We start from the raw sequence: 20,458 nt of genomic DNA, 5'->3' as shown, positions 1-20,458 counted from the left end.
GAAGGCTGGCGCGACAGCGGGAGCGACGGGCGTATAGTTGAGGGCTGCCGGAGGCGCTGGATGCCTCCGGCAGCCTCTGTCATCATCCCCCGCTGCCAACGCTCACGCATCGACGCCATGACCGATTCCGCCGAGCCGCCTGATTCGTCCAACTCTTCCGGTCCCTCCGATCCCGCCAAAGGCACACCACCTTCTGGTGCCGGCAAGCCCCCAGATTCCCAATCCACGCCACACCCGGACCGCCCCGATCGACTGAGCAAGCTGCGCTTCCACGCGCGCAGCACCGCATTCCGCAAGACGCGCCAGTTTGGCCGAATCTCGCGCACCACCATTCGCTATGGTGCGTTCATGTGCGGCGCGGGCTTCGTGGCGTTGTTCTCGATCGTCTTTGCATACATCGCCGAAGTGGCGCTGAACTGGAACGCGAAGCTGACGACGGCCACCCCATGGCTGGCGTTCGTGATCCTGCCGTTCGGGCTGGCCGCATTGCGCTGGCTGACCATTCGACTGGCGCCGCAGGCGCGCGGCAGTGGCATTCCGCAGGTGATCGCCGCCGTGACGCTGCCGCCGGCGGGCGTTGCGCAGACCGTGCTGGTCTCGTTCCGGCAATCCATGTGGAAGGTGTTGCTGACGACCGGCGCATTGCTGGCCGGTGCCTCGGTGGGCCGTGAAGGGCCATCGGTCCAGGTCGGCGCCGCAGCCATGCTGGCGTGGGGCCGCTTGTGTCATGAGAAGCTCCAGTTTCGCATCGGCTTTCATCCGAACGCGCTGATCGCTGCCGGTGCGGCCGGCGGTCTTGCCGCGGCCTTCAACACGCCGCTCGCCGGGGTGGTGTTCGCGATCGAGGAACTGGGCCGTGGCACGTCGGTGCGTTGGGACAGGCTGGTGCTATCCGGCGTGCTGACGGCAGGCTTCCTGTCACTGGCAGTGCTCGGCAACAATCCGTACTTCAGCGTCAAGGTGCCGATGCTGGTGCTGCACGACGCCTGGGGGCCAGTGCTGCTCTGCGCCGTGGTCAACGGCGTGATGGGCGGGCTGTTCGCCAAGCTGCTGATCGCAGGGGTGCCGGGCCTGACACCGACATCGTGGCGCGGCTGGCTGAACGCGCATCCGGTCATGGTGGCGTTCTTCTGCGGCCTCGTCGTGGCCGCGCTCGGCTGGGCAACCGCGGGCGCGACGTTCGGCACGGGCTATGAGCAGGCATCCGGCCTGATCAACGGCACGCCGCACAGCACGATCTGGTTCGGGCTGGCGAAGTTCGTTGCCACCGTGGTGTCGTATTTCGCGGGCATCCCGGGCGGCATCTTCACCCCCTCGCTGGCCATCGGCGCGGGCATCGGCGATACCGTGTCCCATTTCCTCTCGGGCGCGACCGAGCCGCGCGTGCTGGCGCTGGTGTCGATGGCCGCATTCCTGGCCGCCGCCACGCAGGCGCCGATCACGGCCAGCGTGATCGTGATGGAGATGACCCGCACGCAGGATCTGACGATCTACCTGCTCGCGGCGTCGCTGCTGGCGTCGTTCCTGTCGCGTCAGTTCAATCCGCATCCGTTCTATCACCACATGGGCCACGCCTTCCGCCGCGAGGCAATGTCGATCGGCCGGAAGTCAGCGTCTGCGTCCACGTGAAGGCGTGACGCGTGGTTGCCGCCGCTGCCAGAGGAAAGGCGCGGTGGCGGACGCGGCCACTTTGTCTTAACATGTGCCGCGCGTGGACCGGGGGCTGCAGACCGGCGGCCACGCGTGTGTACCGGCGGCACACTGATACGTCGGCAATCGATGCAATCGGGGAGCAGGGGATGGCCACGCAACGACCGGTCGGCACGCGTTCGACCAGTAGTTCCACCAGCAAGGCTTCGACCAGTACCAGCACCAATACCAGCACGCAAGCCAGGGCGCCGGGCAGCCAGCCTCGGCGCGAAACGCCCCAGGCGGCGGACCTTGGCGCGGACACCACCATCTGGCACACGCGCGGATTGCAGACCAACTCCCGTATGCGCATGCCCGTCATGCAGCGTACCCCGTCGCGCCAGCTTCCACCGAGCCCGATACCGCGCCTGATCCTGTGGGCGGTGCTGATCGGCCTCGCGCTGGTATGCTTCAACGCCGTGAAGCACATGCTCCGCTAGCCGCCTCGGCCAATCTGTCGACCAGACGTCACTCCGGTGGACGGGTTTGAACCCTCGGCGCGGGGCCGACTCCAACGCGGAGCCGTTTTCAGGAGTGAGTTTTGAGATTGCCTCTTGCCGGGCTGGCGCTCGCCAGCCTGCTGGCGACGTCCGTCGCCCATGCCGCACCCGCAACACCCGCGAAACCCGCCGCACCTGCCGTAGCTGCCGTAGCTGCCGCGCCGGCCCCCACCGGGACTGACGCGCTGGCCCAGATCCTCGGCACGCTCGAGATCGGCAACCCGCTGCCCGCGCTGGCCGATTGTGCCGACCACCGCACGCCGGATGGCAAGGACGTGACAGCGCTATGCGTCGAGCTGCGCGGCGACGGCACGATGCGCCAGATTGGCGTGCCGCGCGACAAGCGTCCGGTTTTCATGGATGGCCCGCACCTGCTGGCGTTCGTCGACGGCAATGCGCTGGTGGGCGTGATGGTGCCGACGGATGGCATCAAGTCGCAGGATGCCGCCGAGCAGTCGCTCTCCGCGCGCTACGGCAAGCCGTTCCGCAAGGAAATGGTCGACATGAAGGACAAGGCCGGCAATGCGGTGAAGACCATTCACGCGGGCTGGATGCATCGCCCGCTGACGGTCGAGCTGTACGCGATTCCAGAGGACCCGTCCGAAGGCACGATCGAACTGCTGCTGCCGCAGGCGCGCGCGCTGATGGCCAATCGCGATGCCGCGGTGGCCAAGTCGCTCGCGCCGCCGGCGTCAGACGCGGCGGCGAAGTCCGGCAAGGGGACCGAGAAAGCCGAGAAGGAGAAGGCGGAGAAGAAGGCGCCCGTCAAACCGGTGAACCCCGGCAGCTGGTAAGGCGCCCGGAGTCGTCGGGCTCGTCAGAGCCCTTCCATCACCTTGTCGAGTCCGCGGACCACGCCGCGCACGGTGTGGACCTTGCGGATCGCGAGCAGCGCACCGGACACGTACGGCTTCGAGCCGTCGCCGGCTTCGTGCTTCAGGTGCAGGCGCTGGCCATCGGCGCCGAAGATCACCTCTACACCGAGCTGGTAGCCGGGCAGCCGCACCGCGTGCACCTGCGTGCCTGACATCGTCGCGCCGCGCGTTTCCTTCGGGCCGTTGAGCTCGTCGATCGGCACCACCTGCGCGGCGGCCTTGACCTGACCGAGCCGGAATGCGAGTTCGCGGACCGTGCCAGACGGCACGTCGACCTTGCCAGCCTTGGCGTAGTCGATGATTTCCCAGTGCTCCAGATGGCGCGCGGCCATTTCGGCAAACTTCTGCAGCAGCACCACCGTGATCGCGAAATTGCCGCAAGCCAGCACGCCACGATCAGCCTTGCGCGCGGCGGCGTCGATTTCCACGTAGTCGTCGTCCGTCAGCCCCGAGGTGCCCACCACGACGTGCGCGCCGCGCGCCAGCGCCTGCAGGATGTTGTGCTTGCCGATGACCGGCTCGGTGTATTCGACATAGACGTCGTAAGGCGTCTGGTTCAGTTCCTCGATGCTGGCCACGGCAATGCCCGGCGTGTCGGCGTGCCCCGTCAGTTTCGCCAGCGCCTGTCCCGCCGCGCCGCGCGACAGGCCCGCCACCAGTGTCATGTCGGCGGCATGCGCCACGCCGCGTGCCAGCTCGCCACCGGCCCAGCCAGTGACACCACCGACAGCAACGCGAATGTCATTGTTCATATTGGTCTCCGCTCCTGAGTACGTAGAGGATAGTGCAGCCGCGCGGTGGGCGCTTGGCAGGGCCGGTTGACCTGCTTCGCCTAGCCAGCTGCCCGTCGCCGGTCGATCTTCCGCGCCAGCACGATCGACGTCTGCGTGTGATTGACGCCATCGAGCATCCCGATTTCATCGAGCAGTTTGTCGAGCCGCGCATGCGAGTCGCAGCGGATCACCGCCATGTAGTCCACCGGGCCGCTGACCGAATTGAGTTCCTCGATTTCCGGGAAGCGTTGCAATGCGCGCACCACGGCAGGGGACGCCTTGGGCTGCACGGAGAGCCCGCAGAACGCCAGGATCGCGTTGTCTTCCATCTGGCGACCCAGCCGCACGCCGTAGCCGGCGATCACGCCGATCTTCTCCAGTCGTGCGATACGCGCCACCACGGTGGTACGGGCGATACCGAGCGCGCGTGCCAGGTTTGCAGCGCTCTCGCGTGCGTTGGCCTGCAGCAGCGCCAGCAGGTGCCGATCGGTCTGGTCGAGTTCTGCCATGGCTCGCTCTGACGATTCGTCAGTATTGGACGTCGATACGTCGGATTATGCCGGGCTTTCGTCAATCTTGTGGCTACAAAACGTGCGCGTTGCTGCCCATACTTCAGTCACAACGAATGCTTTTCATGACCTTCTGACGGAGCCCGCCATGCAACCCTCAACGCTTGGTCCCGCCGCCGTGCGCGACCTGACCCTGGCACCACGGCCGCTATCCGTGGTGGTGCTCGGCGCCGGCAAGATCGGCCGTGTGATTGCCGCGATGCTGGCCGCCTCTGGCGACTACCGTGTCTGCCTGGTCGATCACGACGCGCACCGGCTCGACGGCATGCCGCGCCAGATCGCCGTGCGCGCGGGCGATCCAACCGAACCCGGCACCTGCGCGGCGCTGCTGGCCGGCGCCGATGCGGTGCTCAATGCGTTGCCGTTCCATGCCGCCGTCAACGTGGCAAAAGTGGCGGCGCGGCTTGGCGTGCACTACTTCGACCTGACCGAGGATGTGGCCGCCACCCGGGTGATTCGCGAACTGGGGCGGAGCGCGCGTGCCGTGCTGATGCCCCAGTGTGGGCTCGCGCCGGGTTTCATCGGCGTGGTTGGCCACGACCTTGCGCAGCGCTTCCTGCGCGGCGGCGGCGAACTTCTGGATCTGCGGATGCGCGTGGGCGCGCTGCCGCGCTATCCGAGCAACGCGCTCAAGTACAACCTGACGTGGAGCACCGAAGGGCTGATCAACGAGTACTGCAACCCGTGCGAAGCCATCGTCGACGGTCGGCGCGTGGAGCTGCCCGCGCTGGAAGGGCATGAGACCTTCGCACTGGACGGCGTCGAATACGAGGCCTTTAATACATCTGGAGGGCTGGGCACCTTGCCAGACACCCTGGCAGGCCATGCGCGGCAAGTCGACTACAAGTCGATCCGCTACCCCGGGCACTGCGCGCAGATGAAACTGCTGCTGAACGACCTGCGGCTGCGCGAACGGCGCGAGTGGCTGCGCGAGATCTTCGAGCACGCGATTCCGGTCACCGAGCAGGACGTGGTGATCGTCTTCGCCAGCGCCACCGGGCATCCGCCCGGCGTGAGGGGCGAGGGCAAGCGTGGACCGCTCACGCAGGCATCGTTCTCCGCGCGCATCGGCGGCATGGCGGACTTTGCCGGGATTGGCCACGTCAACGCGATCCAGCTGACCACGGCGGCGGGCATCTGCACGGCGCTCGACCTTGTGGCCACGGGCGTGCTGCCGCAGGCCGGGTTCGTGCCGCAGGAAGCCATGCCGCTCGACCGGTTCCTGGCCAACCGCTTCGGCCAGCACTACTCGCATCATCCGCTACAGGAGACGCTCGCATGAAAGCGCAAGAGATCGCAGCCTGCTGGCAGGCCATGGACCTGCCGCCACCGTGGACGCCAGCCGAAGGCGCCGCGCCAGGCGTGCTGGCCGTGCGTTCGCCGATCGACGGCGAGGTGTTCGGCCAGCTTGCGATGTGTGATGCCGCGCAGGCCAACGCGCGGATCGCGCGCGCCCATGCGGCCCAGACCACCTGGGCGCTGACACCGGCGCCAGCGCGGGGCGAGGTGGTGCGGCGCTTTGGCGAGGCGCTGCGCGCGAACAAGGATGCGCTCGGGCGACTGGTCTCGCTGGAGTCCGGCAAGATCCTGCAGGAAGGCCTTGGCGAAGTGCAGGAGATGATCGACATCTGCGACTTCGCGGTAGGGCTGTCGCGACAGTTGCACGGACTGACGATCGCCTCGGAGCGGCCCGCGCACGCGATGCGCGAAACCTGGCATCCATATGGCCTGTGCGGCGTGATTTCGGCCTTCAATTTTCCGGTGGCCGTGTGGGCGTGGAATGCCGCGCTGGCGCTGGTCTGCGGCAACGGCGTGGTGTGGAAGCCGTCGGAAAAGACACCGCTTTGCGCGCTGGCTGCGCAGGGTTTGCTCGATCGCGTATTCGAACGCCACGCGCCACAGTTCGACGGACTCAGCTGCGTGCTGACCGGCGGCCGCCAGCTTGGCGAGCACCTCGTGCAGCATCCGGCCGTGCGCTTGATGAGCGCGACCGGATCGACGCGCATGGGCCGCGAAGTCGGCATGGCCTGTGCCGCGCATTTCAAGCGGGCGATTCTCGAGCTCGGCGGCAACAACGCGGCCATCGTCACGCCATCGGCCGATCTTGAAATGACGATTCGCGCGATGACGTTCGCGGCGGCGGGCACAGCCGGACAGCGCTGCACCACGTTGCGGCGCGCCTTCGTCCATGCCGATCTGATCGAGACCGTCGCCAATCGGCTGAAACAAGTGTTCGCCCGGCTGCCGGTTGGCGATCCGCTGGAAGACGGCACGTTGGTGGGGCCGCTGATCGATCATGCGGCGGGCGATACGATGGCCAATGCGCTGGCGAGTTGCCGTGCCCAAGGGAACGTCGTGCACGGCGGGGAGCGACTGCTTGGCGACCGCTATCCCCATGCCTGCTACGTGCGGCCCGCGCTGGTACTGACCGACGCGCAGCACGACACGATGCTGACCGAGACCTTCGCGCCGATTCTCTATCTGATGCCATACACCTCGCTGGACGAGGCCATCGCGCTCAATAATGCAGCGTCGCACGGGCTGTCGTCGTGCATCTTCACCGAGTCGCTGCGGGAAGCCGAGCGGTTTCTGTCATCGGCGGGCAGCGATTGCGGCATCGCCAACGTCAATATCGGCACCAGCGGCGCGGAAATCGGCGGCGCCTTTGGCGGCGAAAAGGCGACCGGCGGTGGTCGGGAATCAGGCTCGGATGCGTGGAAGGGCTACATGCGGCGTGCCACGAACACCATCAACTATGGCGATGCGTTGCCGCTGGCACAGGGTATCCGCTTCGACGTTTGATCGGATATATGTGCGGATGTGTGAGTAAAGCGCACGTATATACATGCGCGAATACGTTGCGAATCGTAACAAGGGTTACAGCAGCTTGACGCTGTATTACCAGACCCACCCGTATAACGTTCTTGCAGGTAGCAGCATCACTACAAGGACGCGGAAATGAAAACAATATTGATGGGTTTGGCAGTGGCTGGCGCAGCCATGCTTGGCGGTTGCGCGGTGTACCCCACGCCGTACGGACCAGCCGTGGCGCCGGCGCCGATCGCTGTGGCCCCCGCGCCGGTCTATGTGGGGCCGCCTGCCGTGGTGGTGCGGCCGTATGGCGGTTACTACGGCTACTACGGCCGTCGCTATTACCACTGGTAAGGCGAATGGTGGGCACATCCCTCGTCCACCACTGGGAGAGGGGTGTGCCTGGCTGGCGTCAGTGCTTCAATCTTCCGCGCTGCTGTTCAGCCCACCCCAACCGGGCGCGAGCTTTTCGCCGATCTCGCGCAGATCGACCAGGTCGAGTACTCGTCCGACCGTGTGGTCGACCAGCTCGTCGATTGTCTGCGGCTTCTGGTAGAACCCGGGCACCGGCGGGAACACGATCCCGCCCATTTCCGTCACCGCGGTCATATTGCGCAGATGCGCCAGATTCAGCGGTGTTTCCCGCACCATCAGCACCAGCTTGCGCCGCTCCTTGAGCGTGACGTCCGCCGCGCGCGTGATAAGGTTGTCGGAAAGGCCGTGGGCGATTGCCGCGAGGGTGCGCATCGAGCAGGGCGCCACGACCATCGCGTTGGCGCGGAAGGATCCGCTGGCGATCGTCGCGCCGATGTCGCGCACGTTGTGAACCACATCGGCCAGCGCTTCCACTTCGGCGCGGCCCATGTCGAGTTCGTGCTGCAGGTTCATCACGCCGGCGGGCGACATCAGCAGATGCGTTTCCACATCGGCCGCCCCCTGGAGCGCTTGCAGGAGCCGGACGCCGTAGATGGCGCCCGTCGCGCCCGTGATGGCGATGATCAGCCGTTGCGGCGCGCCGCCATTGGTCACAGGCATGATGGGCTGGAGCGTGAAGGCCGTCAGGCCATCAAGCCTTCAGCAGCGATTGCAGTTCGCCGTTCTGGTACATCTCCATCATGATGTCCGAACCGCCAATGAACTCGCCGTTCACGTAGAGCTGCGGAATCGTCGGCCAGTTGGCGTATTCCTTGATGCCCTGGCGGATTCCTTCGTCTTCGAGCACGTTGACCGTGGTCGGGGCGTCTACGCCACATGCCTTCAGGATCTGGATGGCCCGGCCCGAGAAACCGCACATCGGAAATTGCGCGGTGCCCTTCATGAACAGGACCACGGGGCTGCCCTTCACGATCTGGTCGATCTTCTGCTGTACGTCACTCATGATTGATATGCGTTCTGGTTGCGCGCGGCGCCAGGCTGGCACCGCTGAAATGGGGGGAGCGGTCCGGATTTTACCGGATTCGCGCCTTGCCTTCAGGTAGGGGTATTCGGGCCGGAAATCAACCGGGCAGGCGGCCACCGCTGCAGCGCTCGAGCCCAGCCAGATCGCGCGAGGTGAAAACCTCGACAAAGCCCGCCTCGGCCAGCTGCGCGCGCATGGCGGCGCCCTGGTCGTAACCGTGTTCCATCAGCAGCCAGCCGCCCGGTAGCAGCCGCGCGGTGGCGCCCGCCACGATGGTGGCCAGGTCGCTCAGGCCGTCTTCATGATCGGTCAGGGCGTCGATCGGCTCGAACCGCAGGTCGCCTTCCACCAGATGGGGGTCACCCTCAGCGATGTACGGCGGATTGCTGACGATAAGGTTGAAGCACAATCCGACCGGCAAATCCTCATACCAGTCGGAAACCAGGAATCGGATGTTGTCGGCCTGAAGCGCGCGGGCGTTGTCTTCCGCCACCATCAGCGCGCCACGGGAGATATCGGTGGCCCAGACATCGGCGTCGGGGCGCTCGCGGGCGATCGTCACGGCCAGGATGCCCGAGCCCGTGCCCATGTCCAGCACGCGTGGCGCCTTGACGTCGGCAATGCGTGCCAGCGATGCCTCGGCGGCCACTTCGGTATCCGGACGGGGGATCAGCACATCGGGCGTGACGCGGAAGGTACGGCCGAAGAACTCACGCTCCCCAATCAGATAGGCCATGGGCTCCCCGGTGAGCCGGCGGGCCAGCAACGTGGCAAATGCGTCACGTTTGGGTGCGTCCAGGTGGTCGTTGTCACGCGTGATCAGCTGCGTGCGCGTGAATCCAGTCACATGCGAGAGCAGCATGCGGGCCTCCAGCACCGGCAGGCCGGCGATGGCTGCGAGGGTCAGGGCCTCGCGCAGCGTGGGGGCGGGCGGCAGCGCGCCCTGAGGATTCGGGGACATCGGCTTACTACTGACTTCGACCATCTGGGGAACCGGTACGCCAGTTTGCAAAAAACCCCGTCGGAACATCCCGACGGGGTTTTGCGCGGCATTTTGTGATTAGCGCCTAGTGTAAGCCGATTCCGGCCCCGCCGCGCGCTGAATCACGTAGGGGATTTACTTGTTGACGGCGTCCTTGGCCTTGTCGGCGGCGGAGTTGACGGCGTCCTTGGCTGCATCCTTGGCGGCGGACATCGCGCTGCCGGCATCGGCCTTGGCCTTGTCGGCGGCAGCCGAGACATCGGCGGCGGCATCGCTGGCGGCAGCCTTGGCGGCATCCGCGGCATCCGATGCAGCGGCGGCTGCGCTGCTGGCGGCGGCCTTGGCCGAGTCCGCTGCGTTCTGCATCGCGGCGTCGGTATTCGTTTGCGGAGCCTCTTCCTTCTTGCCGCAGGCGGTCAGGGCGGCGGTGATCATCAGCAGAGCGAGCAGTTTTTTCATGATTTCATCCTTGTATGTCTGTTGGAGGAGTGAACTTCCATCCAGACTTCGGAACCCTTGAGCCTTGAAAGTGACGCATCGGGGTGGTCTGGTCGAAATCGATTATAGACAGTGCGTCTTTCCCGGCTAGTGCTGTTTCAAGCATTTACCTCAGTTACATATTCAGGATTCCTCACCCAGGGCGGCCAACTGGTCGGCCTGGTGCTCGGCGGAGAGTGCGGAAATCAGCTCGTCGAGGTCGCCATCCATGATCATGTCGATCTTGTAGAGCGTCAGGTTGATACGGTGATCCGTCACCCGGCCCTGCGGGAAATTGTAGGTGCGGATGCGGTCGCTGCGGTCGCCAGAACCGATCAGGTTGCGGCGCGTGCTGGCCTCCTTGGCCTGCGCCGCGCGGAGCTGCATGTCCTTGATGCGCGCTGCCAGCACTTTCATCGCTTTTTCCTTGTTGCGATGCTGGCTCCGGTCGTCCTGACATTCGACCACGATGCCCGTCGGCAGGTGGGTCAGGCGCACGGCGGAGTCGGTCTTGTTCACGTGCTGGCCGCCCGCACCCGACGCGCGGAACGTGTCAACGCGCAGATCCGATGGGTTGATCTCGACTTCCCCAACCTCGTCCGCTTCCGGCATGACGGCCACGGTACAGGCCGACGTATGGATGCGACCCTGCGATTCGGTGGCCGGCACACGCTGCACGCGATGGCCGCCCGACTCGAACTTGAGCCGGGAAAACGCGGCATCGCCAGCGATCCGGACGATCACTTCCTTGTAACCGCCAAGGTCCGAGGGCGACTCGCTCATGATCTCGACCTGCCAGCGTCGACGTTCCGCATAACGCGTGTACATGCGGAGCAGGTCGGCGGCGAAAAGCGCGCTTTCCTCGCCGCCAGTGCCGGCGCGGATTTCGAGCAACAGGTTGCGGTCGTCGTTCGGATCCTTCGGCAGCAACAGGGTCTGCAGCGAGTTTTCGAGTGACTGGAGACGCTCGCGAGCCGCGTCGATTTCATCGGCCGCAAACTCCTTCATCTCTGGGTCGTCGAGCAGCGCCTGCGCCGTGGCCAGGTCGTCCTGGGCCTGGCGATACTGGCCGTACTGCTCCGCCACCGGCGACAGCTCGGCATGTTCGCGCGACAGTTTGCGGTACTGGTCCATGTTCGCCGTCGCGTCTTCGCGGGCGAGCAGGGCGTTGACTTCATCGAGTCGTTCGGCCAATTGGTCGAGCTTGGTGGAGATGCTGGCTTTCATATTGGCGGAGGAATTCGGAGTCGCAGGGGGGGGCATTGGCGGGCCGCGCGGATCGACACGCGGATGCCGGACGCTGGCGCGCGCCAGCGTTGAAGCAGGGAGCGGCTAGCGCTCGGAGTGGCTGCTGTGGCGGAACAGGCCCGGTACCAGGCGCAGCAGCGCCTCGCGGTCCTCGCCCTGGGTGTGGTTCAGCGCGTGGGTCGGGCCGTGCAGGAACTTGCGGGTCAGCGCGCCGGAGAGCGCCTCGAGCACGGCCGCGGGGTCGTCACCGCGCGCCAGCATCCGGCGTGCGCGTTCGACTTCGGCCTGGCGGATCGCCTCGCCCTGCGATTGCAGTTCGCGGATGACGGGCACGACGCTGCGCGTCTCCAGCCAGTGCATGAAATTCAGCACGCGGGAATCGATGATGGCCTCGGCCTGCGCCACGGCAGCCTGACGCAGCGCGTTGCCTTCGCGCACGACGGCGCCAAGGTCGTCGACGGTGTACAGGAACACGTCGTCCAGGCGTGCGACTTCGGGCTCCACGTCACGCGGCACGGCAAGATCGACCATCATGATCGGGCGATGCTTGCGGCGCTTGACCGCGCGTTCGACCGCGCCCAGGCCGATGATCGGCAGCGAGCTCGCGGTGCAGGAGACGACGATGTCGAATTCGTGCAGACGGTCGCCAAGGTCCTGCAGGCGGATCGCCTGGGTGGTCAGCCCCTGCCCGGACAACTGTTCTGCCAGCTTCTCGCCGCGCTCGACCGTACGGTTTGCCACCACGATCTGGCGCGGCATCTGCGCGGCGAAGTGCGTGGCGCACAGTTCGATCATCTCGCCGGCGCCGATGAACAGCACGCGCTGCGTCGAGACGCTCTCGAAAATGCGCTGCGCCAGGCGAACCGCCGCGGCCGCCATCGAGACCGAATGCGCGCCGATCTCGGTCTGGCCGCGGACTTCCTTGGCCACCGCGAACGTGCGCTGGAAAAGCTGGTTCAGGTACGTGCCCAGCGCGCCGGCCTCACCGGCGGTGCGCACCGCATCCTTCAACTGCCCCAGGATCTGCGTTTCGCCGAGCACCATCGAGTCCAGGCCGCTGGCCACGCGAAACGCATGGCGCACGGCTTCCGACTGGGGCAGTGCGTACAGGTGCGGTGCCAATTCCGAAGCGGGGACGTTGTGATGCTGCGCCAGCCAGCGCAGCGTGTGCTCGAAACCTTCCTCGCCCGGCTTCAGCACGTCGGTCGCGCAGTAGATCTCGGTGCGGTTGCAGGTGGAGAGAATGGCGGCTTCGGTACCGTTGCGACCCGAGAGGTGGGTGCGCAGCGCGCCAAGCGCGGGTTTGATCTGCTCAAGCGGAAACGCCACACGTTCGCGGAGCGAGACGGGTGCCGTGGTGTGATTGATACCGATCGCGAGCAGTTGCATTTGTGGGGTTTGCGTGCCATCCGGAACTTCGCCGGAAGCGATGGTCATTATACCGCTCGCCTGCGGGGTTGCAGGGAATCGAGGCGATTTGTTCCACCTGCAGTATTGTTATGCCGTGGCCGCTGGAAAGTGGCCGAAACGACACGAATGACACGGAGGAAGCGGATGCTCGGCTTGGCGGTGGTGGGCGCAGTGGTTGGACTGGCGGGGCGGCAGATGCATCCGTCCGGACGCGTCGTCAGCCTGCCAGCCGCGCTACTGCTGGGCGTGGCGGGTGCGCTGGCCGCTTTCTACACCGGACGCGCGGCGCATTTGTTCACCGATGGCCAACTGCTTGGCTGGGGTGCGGCGATCATCGGCGCGGCCGTGCTCGTGGGTGTCTGGGGTGTTGCGCGTCCGCGTCGGTAACGGGTGAATAGACGAAAAAGTCAGGAATCTCCGAGCGATTTTGTCGGGATTCAAGCCTTTGCATCAAGGAATCGACGCAGGATCGCCCCGGAGTAGTGACTGGCGACGTCACGCAAAAATGACGAAAAATCCACATGTGCGGTGTTGTCGGCCCGGTCCGAGATCGTTCGCAGCAGCGCGTAGGGCACGCCATATTCGTAGCAGATCTGCGCCAGGGCGGCGCCTTCCATTTCCACAGCCTGCAGCGCCGGCAATTGCTCGCGCAATCCGCTGACCGCCGCCGGCGAGCCGATGAACTGGTCGCCGCTGGCGATCATCCCCACGTGCAGGCGCGGATCGCGCACCCCGAAGCGAGCCAGTACGCCATCCGGGACTTCAGTGGCCAGATCTTGCCGAAGGAAGTCCTCGGCGGCCTGGCGCAAAGCACCGGTGAGGCCGGGATCGGCCGGGAATTCGGTCCGGGCGAGCAACGGCACCTCGTGGCGCGGGAACAGCGGCCGGGCGTCCAGATCGTGCTGGACGGTGCGGTCGGCCACCACGATATCGCCCACCCGAACCTCCGGGCCGACACCGCCGGCCAAGCCGGAGAAGACGATCTCATTCACACCGAACTCGCGGATCAGCGTGACCGTCGTGGCCGCCGCGGCCACCTTGCCGATCCGTGCCAACACCAGCACCACCGGCTGGCCGTGCAGCGTGCCGCTGTAGTAATCGCGCATCCCGATCGTGCGCTTCGTGGCACGCGCGTCCTCGTGGCGCATGGCGGCGATCAGCCCGTCGACTTCATCGTGGAGGGCGGCAAGAATGCCGAGGGTCATGGCAGGCAGGGCGGAAAACGCGGGAAACGGAGAGAGCGCCAGCATACCGGTGTGCCAGCGGGGGCGAAAGGCCCGCGCGCCGTGCATATCAATTGGTCATCAATTGGTGACAGCCATGCGTTGGCCGAGCGCGTTTTTGTTACATTGCGATCCATGCCGACATTCGGGAGATCGACGGTTTGGAAACCTTCTCAAATCGCCGCGCCGCACAGCAGGCGCTTGCTGACTGGTGTGCCCAGGGTCGCCTCGATGCGGCGGGCCTGAGCACGGCCTGGGCGCCGACGCTGCCCGATCGCATGGACTGGCGCCGCTGGCTCGACCGCGCGCTGCTGATACTGGGGACGGCGCTGCTATGCGCCGGCGTGATCGTCTTCTTCGCCTTCAATTGGGCGGCACTCCACAAATTCACCAAGTTCGGGCTGCTGGCGGCGTTGCTGACCCTGCTGGCCGGCTTTGCCTCGTTGCGGCCGACCGACGATATGGCGGGTCGCGCCGCGTTGGGCGGTGCGCAGATCATGTCCGGCGTGCTGATGGCCGTGATCGGTCAGACCTACCAGACTGGCGCCGATGCCTGGCAGCTCTTCGCGCTCTGGACGCTGCTGGCGCTGCCCTGGGCGCTGGCCGCACGGGCCACGCCGCATTGGTGGATCGTGCTGGTTGTCGGGAACGTGGCGCTGCTGCGATATGGCAGTGTGCGACTTGGCGTGGGCGGCATGTTCGAGTTGCTGTTCTCGGCGGACCATGCGCGCGAAACGATGCTGTTCCTGCTGGGCGCCGCGGTGGTCCAGTTAGCGCTCTGGTACGTGCTGGCCGCCCGCGCGGGTAGCTGGGGCTTCCGGGGTGTCACCGGTCCCCGGCTGATCGGCATCCTGGCTTGCGCCTATGCGGGCTGGGTTGGACTGATGAGTCTGCTGACCAGCCATGTCGAAGGCTCCGGCCTGCTGATCAGCGCGGTGGCGCTGGTCGCGCTTGGCGCGTGGTTCCGCTGGCGCGCTTTCGATATCGTCGTGCTGAGCCTGATTTGCCTGACCGGCATCGGCGTCATCATCTCGGCGGTGGGCCGCTGGCTGATCGATGCCTATGGCGATTTCGGATCGTTCCTGTTGCTCGCGCTGCTGACGGTCGGCCTGGCCGTCGTCGCTGCTACGTGGCTGCTGCGCGCATGGCGCGAAAAGAGCGGGAGGACGGCATGAGTACCGAACCATTCGAACGCCTGCTGTGGCAGCAACTTGCCGCTCGCGGTGCCGTGCAGGGCGATTTCACGCCCGCGCTTCGCATGCCGTGGCCGATTCGCTTGTTGATGGGCGCGGCGGGCTGGCTCGGCGCGCTGTTCGCCCAATTGTTCCTGCTGGGCTCCGTGTTCGCCGTGACGCGGGGCAACGGCCCCGCTATCGCCATCACCGGGTTGCTGATGATTGGCGCGGCGATCCTGATGTATCGGACCACCAGTCAGGACAGCGCACGCATCGCGCTGGGCCAGTTCGCGCTAGCCGCGAGTCTGGGCGGACAAGGCATGGTGATCGTTGGCGTGGGCGAGAGCCTCGGTATCGATCGGCTTTCGCAGACCGCTGTGTTCTGGCTGGGTGTGACCGCGCTGGAAGCCGTGCTGTTCGTGATCGTGCCGAACCGGCTGCATCGGTTCGTGGCGGTGACTGGCGGCTGGTCGGCAGCGACCATCGCGCTGTATATCGCGCTGGGCGGCTCCATGCGGAATCCGTTCCTGATGATGCCGCTCACGGTGGGCATCCTGGGCGCGCTGGCGATGGCTGCCGTGATGGTCTTCGTGTTGAACGAGGCACGCATTGCGGCACGCGGGACACATGCGCTCTGGGAGCCCGCCGCCGACGCCACGTTGGTGTTCGGCCTGTCTTCGGCGCTAATCATCACTGGAACCGCGCTTCCGTCCGAGTTCCTGTTCGATGGCATCAGGCATTTGCAGACTCCCGGCAACTGGGTGCCCGGCGTGTTGGTCGGCGTCTGCCTGGTTGGGTTCGCGCAGATCGAGGGCGCGCGCATTCGCTGTGATGCCGGTATTCGTATCGGCCTGATGGTGCTGGCTGTGGCGTTCAGCGGCCTGATGGTGATGGCGCCGGCGGTCACGGCCGGCGTGCTTGCGCTGGCCATGGCATTGCGGCGCGCGTCGTTGCCGTGGATCGGGCTGGCCATCGCGGCGATTCTGCTCGGGTTTATCTGGTACTACAGCACGCTGCAGTGGACGCTGCTCGTCAAGTCGGTCACGCTCGCCGCCGCTGGCGTGTTGCTGCTGGCCGCTCGGCTCGCGCTGACCCGTATGCCACGCAAGGAGGCCATCGCATGAAACGCTGGATCATGATTGGATGGCTGCTGACCATCGCCGTAGCCGTGGCCGGCATCGTCGGCAAGGAGCGCGTGATCTCGCGTGGCGATGTGGTCTATCTGCGGCTGGCGCCGGTCGATCCACGGTCGCTGATGCAGGGCGACTACATGGCGCTGAATTTCGCCATCGGCATGGAAGTGTCGGCCGCGTATGGCCAGGATCAGACCGAGAATCGCCGTGACGAACTGGTGGTGATTCGCCGCGACGCCAGCAACGAGGGGCACTTCGTGCGCCTGCACAAGGGCGAGGCGCTGGCTGCCGGCGAGCAATTGCTGCGCGTGCAGAATGTCGCGTCGCGCTGGGGGCGGTCGAACGTGCAGGTATCGACCGATGCCTGGTTCTTCCAGGAAGGGCATGCCGAGCGCTTCTCGAAGGCGAGGTTCGGCGAGTTCCGGGTGGATGCCAGCGGGCAAGCCCTGCTGGTGGGAATGCGCGACGACAAGCTGGCGCCGATGTAGTGAGCGAGGCGCTGCAAGGGCGCCTCGCCGGCCTGCTGCATCATGATCCCACTTCACGTTTGGCGCGGGACTCTGCCGCCCGCTCCTCGCGGGCGGCAGCAGGAACACCGCGTTGTTGCGGACGTCGCTGTCGGCGACCCCTGCGAATCCCGCAGCCTTTGCCGAAGGCGATACCAGGATGCCCGAAGGGACTTCCTCAGGTTCTTCTTCACGGGTCATCCATGCCGGGAATGTGAGTGGCCCTCGTCATGCGAGGCAAATCCTGAGCAACGCACTCCGGGAAAAGAATGCACTCGTCAATCTACGGCGACCGGCGAACCTGGGCGTTGACTCGGAGTATTCATGAGCCAGGCGGAGCCAGTTCGCCAGCCCTGTCTGTTGCGCTATGAGCTTGCCGAGTTCGTCGTAGAGATCACCCCGCTACATCCTTCGCACCATTCCTCCTCGCACCATTCCTGTTACGACCAAAGGGCAGACGTAAAACCTGTGCAGGCTAATGGCCTTCCGCGACACGTCCTGGCTTGATGTCAACAGGCCCTCGTCATTGCTTAGGAATCATCTGCGCCCAAGTGGGTGCGCCTTGGAAAACCGGATCGAAGAGGTGTTTGTCTCGGAAATTTCCGCATCTCGCGCGCCAACACTTTGCCTACGATCGAGGCTCTCGCCAATACGCATTGGTGCGCTAGCGCAAGAAGCCAGCCACCCCAAAGGCATAACCCAATTCAGACACCGCGCGTGCCTATGCACTCGCGCTCGATACTTTCCATGCGAACTTTTGCTCTCCTGGTGTTGCCGACAGCCCTTGCAATGACCGGCTGTGCTCAGACGCCGGCGTCGCAGTTGTCGCAGTCGCCGACAGTGCGGCTGTGCAATGGCAACACCTGTGCTGATCAGGATCGGCGCATCGCCACGTTCACGCCGGCCGGGCCGTCGGAATCCGATCGCCGCATGGAGGCGTTGGCGCAGAAGGCCGAAGGGAATCCGAATGCGGCCTATGACTTGGGCCTGCGCCTCCTGCGTGGCGATGGCGTGGAGCGCAACACCTACCAGGCGCTGGAATGGATGCGCAAGGCTGGCGACAACGGCCACGTGCAGGCGCAACTGGCGCTTGGCCGCCTCTATCTGATGGGCTTCGAGGAAATGGGCCCTGATCCGGCCGAAGCCGAGGCATGGCTGAGCCGTGCGGCCGCCAAGGGCAACAAGGAAGCGGCGGCGCTGATTCCGCAGGCCCAGGCCGCGAAGAAGGACGAACAGGCGGCGTACCAGGTGCGCGAAGCCTACCGAAAGTCCTGGTACGCGTGGTACAGCGGCTATCCGTATTACTGGGTATGGGGCCCCTCCGGCTGGTATCAGCGATAGGCGGCTGAGCGGCCAGGGATCGACTGTCCGAAGCCAGATTGCGCCCCACTGATTTTTCCCCAATTTCTCTCAATAGGAACACGATTTCATGTCCAATAAGATTTCCTTGCGCGCGGCCGCCTTGGTCGCGTCCCTGGTACTCGCCGGCTGCGCCAACCTCGGAGGCGGCTCCATTAGCACCGGTACGGCGGCGACTGCGGCAACCGGCGCGGCTGGTGGCGCCACCAGCGTGAACGCCAATCCGGCGCTGGAGCGTTGCGATACCCCGCTGGGTACGCTTGCCGTGGATGATGGCCGCGGCAAGGAGTGGTATGCGAGCTTTGGCGCTGCCACCAAGATCACGACCATCGAGCCGCTGATCCGCCTGGCGGTGCAGCAATCGAACTGCTTCGTGATCACGTCCGTCGGCAACAACCGCACGGAAAGCAAGCTGTCGAACATCACCGACAAGCAGCGCAACTCGGGTGAATTCCGCGCCGGTTCGCGCCAGCAGAAGGGCCAGCGCGTGGCCGCCGACTACTACATGGAGCCGGCCATCATCGTCGACAATGATTCCACGGGCCAACTGGCGGCTGGCGTGGGCGGCCTGTTCGGCAGTGTTGGCGCGCTCGTGGGCGGCGCCATGCAGAGCAAGGCTTCGGTCGTAACGCTGACCATGTTCGACATCCGTTCAGGTGTGCAACTTTCGATCTCGGAAGGCAACGCCACGGCGACGAACTTCGGTGCGGCACTGGGTGCATTTGGCGGCGGTGCGGCGGGCGGCCTCGGCGGCTTCTCGCGCACGCCGGAAGGCAAGGCCACCGTGGCGGCCTTCATGGACGCCTACAACAACATGGTCGTCTCGCTGCGCAACTACAAGGCGCAGGAAGTGAAGGGCGGCCTGGGTCGCGGCGGCCAGCTCAAGGTCGGCTCGTAACGTCGATACCCTTCGGCGGAACTGGCCGAAACAAAAACGCCCACAACCTCCAAGGTTGTGGGCGTTTTTTTATGGTCCGGGACCTCGGGAAGCGTCCCGAATGGCTTAGACGTTGAACAGGAAGTTCATCACGTCGCCATCGTGCACCACGTATTCCTTGCCTTCGGCGCGCATCTTGCCGGCTTCCTTGGCACCATGCTCGCCCTTGAACGCGATGAAATCATCGTACGCGATCGTCTGTGCGCGGATGAAGCCGCGTTCGAAGTCGGTGTGGATCACGCCCGCGGCCTTCGGGGCAGTGTCGCCCACGTGGATGGTCCAGGCGCGCACTTCCTTCACGCCAGCGGTGAAGTATGTCTGCAGGCCGAGCAGCTTGAAGCCGGCGCGGATCACGCGGTCCAGGCCGGGCTCTTCCATGCCCAGGTCGGCCAGGAACTCGGCCTTGTCGGCGTCGTCCAGATCCGCGATCTCGGCCTCGATGGCGGCGCACACGGCCACCACCGGCGAACCGGTGGTCTTGGCGTACTCGCGCACGGCGTCCAGGTGCGGGTTGTTCTCGAAGCCGTCTTCACGCACGTTGGCCACGTACATGGTCGGCTTGGCGGTGATCAGGCAGAACGGGCGCAGGGCCTCCCATTCTTCCGGCGCCAGGTCCAGCGTGCGCACGGCCTTGGCCTGGTCCAGCACTGCCTGGGCCTTTTCGAGCACGGCCACCAGGCGCAGGGCTTCCTTGTCGCCGGCGCGGGCCGGCTTGATGTAGCGGGCCAGGGCCTTTTCCACGGTGGCCAGATCGGCCAGGGCCAGTTCGGTGTTGATGACTTCGATGTCCGACAGCGGATCGACCTTGCCGGCCACGTGGATCACGTTGTCGTCCTCGAAGCAGCGCACCACGTGGGTGATGGCGTCGGTTTCGCGGATGTTGGCCAGGAACTGGTTACCCAGGCCTTCACCCTTCGACGCGCCAGCCACCAGACCGGCGATGTCGACGAATTCGACCGTCGCCGGCAGGATGCGCTCGGGCTTCACGATCTCGGCCAGCTTGGCCAGCCTCTGGTCCGGCACCTCCACGACGCCCACATTGGGTTCGATGGTGCAGAACGGGTAGTTCTCGGCGGCGATGCCTGCCTTGGTCAGGGCGTTGAACAGCGTGGACTTGCCGACGTTGGGCAGGCCGACGATGCCGCATTTGAGGCTCATGGTAAACCTTTGAAGTCAATGGCTTACGACTGCCTGGCGCGCGGCTTGTTGCGCGGTGGGCGCCAGTCGATGACAGTCGGAAGTGAATTCGGGGAAGTGACGAGCAAGCACGGATCGCGGCGTTGGCTCACGGATCCTGCGCGTGCTTCATGCACGAAAGGGGCAATTGTAACCCTAGTAACCGTAGTAACCCTATCGGACGCCTTGATTAGAAAGGGTTTGGGCCAGACGGCG

The 20,458-nt window shown here is 65.5% G+C and carries 22 protein-coding genes; 12 read left to right on the top strand and 10 right to left on the bottom strand.

Annotation, left to right across the window (positions count from 1 at the left end; translation table 11 throughout):
- Positions 1-60: 60 nt before the first annotated feature.
- From K6G35_RS14490 to K6G35_RS14480, 3 genes are all read left to right on the top strand, one after another.
- On the top strand, positions 61-1,629 hold the full coding sequence (locus tag K6G35_RS14490) for a chloride channel protein (RefSeq protein WP_035881116.1): 1,569 nt from the start codon (positions 61-63) through the stop codon (positions 1,627-1,629).
- Positions 1,630-1,799: 170 nt separating this feature from the next.
- Positions 1,800-2,129: a hypothetical protein gene (locus K6G35_RS14485; protein ID WP_008643121.1), complete on the top strand. Its 330-nt coding sequence runs from the start codon at positions 1,800-1,802 to the stop codon at positions 2,127-2,129.
- A 101-nt stretch (positions 2,130-2,230) separates the two neighbouring features.
- A complete protein-coding gene (locus K6G35_RS14480; RefSeq protein ID WP_040010904.1) occupies positions 2,231-2,983 on the top strand; it encodes a hypothetical protein in 753 nt (250 codons plus the stop codon).
- Between the two features lie 23 nt (positions 2,984-3,006).
- Here the strand turns inward: K6G35_RS14480 and dapB are convergent, their stop codons facing one another.
- A complete protein-coding gene (gene dapB, locus K6G35_RS14475; RefSeq protein WP_008643126.1) occupies positions 3,007-3,816 on the bottom strand; it encodes a 4-hydroxy-tetrahydrodipicolinate reductase in 810 nt (269 codons plus the stop codon).
- An 80-nt stretch (positions 3,817-3,896) separates the two neighbouring features.
- Entirely contained in the window at positions 3,897-4,346 is a 450-nt protein-coding gene (locus K6G35_RS14470) for an Lrp/AsnC family transcriptional regulator (RefSeq protein WP_008643127.1), read from the bottom strand.
- Positions 4,347-4,494: 148 nt separating this feature from the next.
- Here K6G35_RS14470 and K6G35_RS14465 point away from each other — a divergent pair, with 148 nt between their 5' ends.
- The 3 genes from K6G35_RS14465 (at position 4,495) to K6G35_RS14455 (ending at position 7,571) form a co-directional block, all read left to right on the top strand.
- Positions 4,495-5,688: a saccharopine dehydrogenase family protein gene (locus K6G35_RS14465; protein WP_011517689.1), complete on the top strand. Its 1,194-nt coding sequence runs from the start codon at positions 4,495-4,497 to the stop codon at positions 5,686-5,688.
- The gene (gene amaB / locus K6G35_RS14460; RefSeq protein ID WP_186426435.1) at positions 5,685-7,208 is read left to right on the top strand and encodes an L-piperidine-6-carboxylate dehydrogenase; all 1,524 of its coding nucleotides are present in this window, start codon (positions 5,685-5,687) and stop codon (positions 7,206-7,208) included. The genes K6G35_RS14465 and amaB overlap by 4 nt, the downstream gene beginning before the upstream one ends.
- A gap of 156 nt (positions 7,209-7,364) precedes the next feature.
- Positions 7,365-7,571: a hypothetical protein gene (locus K6G35_RS14455; RefSeq protein ID WP_024570337.1), complete on the top strand. Its 207-nt coding sequence runs from the start codon at positions 7,365-7,367 to the stop codon at positions 7,569-7,571.
- A 66-nt stretch (positions 7,572-7,637) separates the two neighbouring features.
- On the opposite strand, the gene K6G35_RS14450 is transcribed toward K6G35_RS14455, so the two are convergent.
- The 6 genes from K6G35_RS14450 to hemA form a co-directional block, all read right to left on the bottom strand.
- Positions 7,638-8,252: a UbiX family flavin prenyltransferase gene (locus K6G35_RS14450; RefSeq protein WP_495675876.1), complete on the bottom strand. Its 615-nt coding sequence runs from the start codon at positions 8,250-8,252 to the stop codon at positions 7,638-7,640.
- A gap of 31 nt (positions 8,253-8,283) precedes the next feature.
- Positions 8,284-8,595, bottom strand: coding sequence for a Grx4 family monothiol glutaredoxin (gene grxD / locus K6G35_RS14445; RefSeq protein WP_008650878.1), 312 nt, complete (start codon positions 8,593-8,595; stop codon positions 8,284-8,286).
- Positions 8,596-8,713: 118 nt separating this feature from the next.
- On the bottom strand, positions 8,714-9,577 hold the full coding sequence (gene prmC / locus K6G35_RS14440) for a peptide chain release factor N(5)-glutamine methyltransferase (protein WP_008650875.1): 864 nt from the start codon (positions 9,575-9,577) through the stop codon (positions 8,714-8,716).
- 156 nt (positions 9,578-9,733) lie between these two features.
- Positions 9,734-10,057: a hypothetical protein gene (locus K6G35_RS14435; protein ID WP_008650873.1), complete on the bottom strand. Its 324-nt coding sequence runs from the start codon at positions 10,055-10,057 to the stop codon at positions 9,734-9,736.
- 162 nt (positions 10,058-10,219) lie between these two features.
- Positions 10,220-11,302, bottom strand: a complete 1,083-nt coding sequence (gene prfA / locus K6G35_RS14430) for a peptide chain release factor 1 (RefSeq protein WP_008650872.1) — start codon at positions 11,300-11,302, stop codon at positions 10,220-10,222.
- A gap of 105 nt (positions 11,303-11,407) precedes the next feature.
- The gene (gene hemA / locus K6G35_RS14425) at positions 11,408-12,712 is read right to left on the bottom strand and encodes a glutamyl-tRNA reductase (protein WP_008650871.1); all 1,305 of its coding nucleotides are present in this window, start codon (positions 12,710-12,712) and stop codon (positions 11,408-11,410) included.
- 147 nt (positions 12,713-12,859) lie between these two features.
- On the opposite strand from hemA, the gene K6G35_RS14420 reads away from it, so the two are divergent.
- Entirely contained in the window at positions 12,860-13,120 is a 261-nt protein-coding gene (locus K6G35_RS14420) for a GlsB/YeaQ/YmgE family stress response membrane protein (RefSeq protein WP_411431782.1), read from the top strand.
- Positions 13,121-13,170: 50 nt separating this feature from the next.
- On the opposite strand, the gene K6G35_RS14415 is transcribed toward K6G35_RS14420, so the two are convergent.
- Positions 13,171-13,938, bottom strand: a complete 768-nt coding sequence (locus K6G35_RS14415) for a 5'-methylthioadenosine/adenosylhomocysteine nucleosidase (protein WP_035881143.1) — start codon at positions 13,936-13,938, stop codon at positions 13,171-13,173.
- A gap of 179 nt (positions 13,939-14,117) precedes the next feature.
- On the opposite strand from K6G35_RS14415, the gene K6G35_RS14410 reads away from it, so the two are divergent.
- The 5 genes from K6G35_RS14410 (at position 14,118) to K6G35_RS14390 (ending at position 19,027) form a co-directional block, all read left to right on the top strand.
- Entirely contained in the window at positions 14,118-15,131 is a 1,014-nt protein-coding gene (locus K6G35_RS14410) for a DUF2157 domain-containing protein (RefSeq protein ID WP_035881122.1), read from the top strand.
- Complete coding sequence (locus K6G35_RS14405; RefSeq protein WP_008650865.1) at positions 15,128-16,255, top strand: DUF4401 domain-containing protein; 1,128 nt, start codon at positions 15,128-15,130, stop codon at positions 16,253-16,255. Before K6G35_RS14410 ends, K6G35_RS14405 begins: the two co-directional genes overlap by 4 nt.
- Entirely contained in the window at positions 16,252-16,752 is a 501-nt protein-coding gene (locus K6G35_RS14400) for a GDYXXLXY domain-containing protein (RefSeq protein WP_008650864.1), read from the top strand. Before K6G35_RS14405 ends, K6G35_RS14400 begins: the two co-directional genes overlap by 4 nt.
- A 765-nt stretch (positions 16,753-17,517) precedes the next feature.
- Positions 17,518-18,111 carry a tetratricopeptide repeat protein gene (locus tag K6G35_RS14395; RefSeq protein ID WP_040011253.1) on the top strand — a complete coding sequence of 198 codons (594 nt, stop codon included), beginning with the start codon at positions 17,518-17,520 and terminating at the stop codon, positions 18,109-18,111.
- 88 nt (positions 18,112-18,199) lie between these two features.
- Positions 18,200-19,027: a CsgG/HfaB family protein gene (locus K6G35_RS14390; RefSeq protein WP_495675875.1), complete on the top strand. Its 828-nt coding sequence runs from the start codon at positions 18,200-18,202 to the stop codon at positions 19,025-19,027.
- A gap of 105 nt (positions 19,028-19,132) precedes the next feature.
- Here the strand turns inward: K6G35_RS14390 and ychF are convergent, their stop codons facing one another.
- A complete protein-coding gene (gene ychF / locus K6G35_RS14385; protein ID WP_017515963.1) occupies positions 19,133-20,224 on the bottom strand; it encodes a redox-regulated ATPase YchF in 1,092 nt (363 codons plus the stop codon).
- Between the last annotated feature and the right edge of the window lie 234 nt (positions 20,225-20,458).

This window comes from Cupriavidus sp. HY129, from assembly GCF_059492215.1.
Note: the sequence above shows the minus strand (reverse complement) of the source record. Positions and strands in the feature narration are given on the sequence as shown.

Excerpts from the sequence above, each read along its gene's own strand:
- K6G35_RS14490 (WP_035881116.1), top strand. The coding sequence starts at position 61 with ATGCCTCCGGCAGCCTCTGTCATCATCCCCCGCTGCCAACGCTCACGC.
- K6G35_RS14485 (WP_008643121.1), top strand. The coding sequence starts at position 1,800 with ATGGCCACGCAACGACCGGTCGGCACGCGTTCGACCAGTAGTTCCACC.
- dapB (WP_008643126.1), bottom strand. The coding sequence starts at position 3,816 with ATGAACAATGACATTCGCGTTGCTGTCGGTGGTGTCACTGGCTGGGCC.
- K6G35_RS14470 (WP_008643127.1), bottom strand. The coding sequence starts at position 4,346 with ATGGCAGAACTCGACCAGACCGATCGGCACCTGCTGGCGCTGCTGCAG.
- K6G35_RS14465 (WP_011517689.1), top strand. The coding sequence starts at position 4,495 with ATGCAACCCTCAACGCTTGGTCCCGCCGCCGTGCGCGACCTGACCCTG.
- amaB (WP_186426435.1), top strand. The coding sequence starts at position 5,685 with ATGAAAGCGCAAGAGATCGCAGCCTGCTGGCAGGCCATGGACCTGCCG.
- K6G35_RS14455 (WP_024570337.1), top strand. The coding sequence starts at position 7,365 with ATGAAAACAATATTGATGGGTTTGGCAGTGGCTGGCGCAGCCATGCTT.
- K6G35_RS14450 (WP_495675876.1), bottom strand. The coding sequence starts at position 8,252 with ATGCCTGTGACCAATGGCGGCGCGCCGCAACGGCTGATCATCGCCATC.
- grxD (WP_008650878.1), bottom strand. The coding sequence starts at position 8,595 with ATGAGTGACGTACAGCAGAAGATCGACCAGATCGTGAAGGGCAGCCCC.
- prmC (WP_008650875.1), bottom strand. The coding sequence starts at position 9,577 with ATGTCCCCGAATCCTCAGGGCGCGCTGCCGCCCGCCCCCACGCTGCGC.
- K6G35_RS14435 (WP_008650873.1), bottom strand. The coding sequence starts at position 10,057 with ATGAAAAAACTGCTCGCTCTGCTGATGATCACCGCCGCCCTGACCGCC.
- prfA (WP_008650872.1), bottom strand. The coding sequence starts at position 11,302 with ATGAAAGCCAGCATCTCCACCAAGCTCGACCAATTGGCCGAACGACTC.
- hemA (WP_008650871.1), bottom strand. The coding sequence starts at position 12,712 with ATGCAACTGCTCGCGATCGGTATCAATCACACCACGGCACCCGTCTCG.
- K6G35_RS14420 (WP_411431782.1), top strand. The coding sequence starts at position 12,860 with ATGACACGGAGGAAGCGGATGCTCGGCTTGGCGGTGGTGGGCGCAGTG.
- K6G35_RS14415 (WP_035881143.1), bottom strand. The coding sequence starts at position 13,938 with ATGACCCTCGGCATTCTTGCCGCCCTCCACGATGAAGTCGACGGGCTG.
- K6G35_RS14405 (WP_008650865.1), top strand. The coding sequence starts at position 15,128 with ATGAGTACCGAACCATTCGAACGCCTGCTGTGGCAGCAACTTGCCGCT.
- K6G35_RS14400 (WP_008650864.1), top strand. The coding sequence starts at position 16,252 with ATGAAACGCTGGATCATGATTGGATGGCTGCTGACCATCGCCGTAGCC.
- K6G35_RS14395 (WP_040011253.1), top strand. The coding sequence starts at position 17,518 with ATGCGAACTTTTGCTCTCCTGGTGTTGCCGACAGCCCTTGCAATGACC.
- K6G35_RS14390 (WP_495675875.1), top strand. The coding sequence starts at position 18,200 with ATGTCCAATAAGATTTCCTTGCGCGCGGCCGCCTTGGTCGCGTCCCTG.
- ychF (WP_017515963.1), bottom strand. The coding sequence starts at position 20,224 with ATGAGCCTCAAATGCGGCATCGTCGGCCTGCCCAACGTCGGCAAGTCC.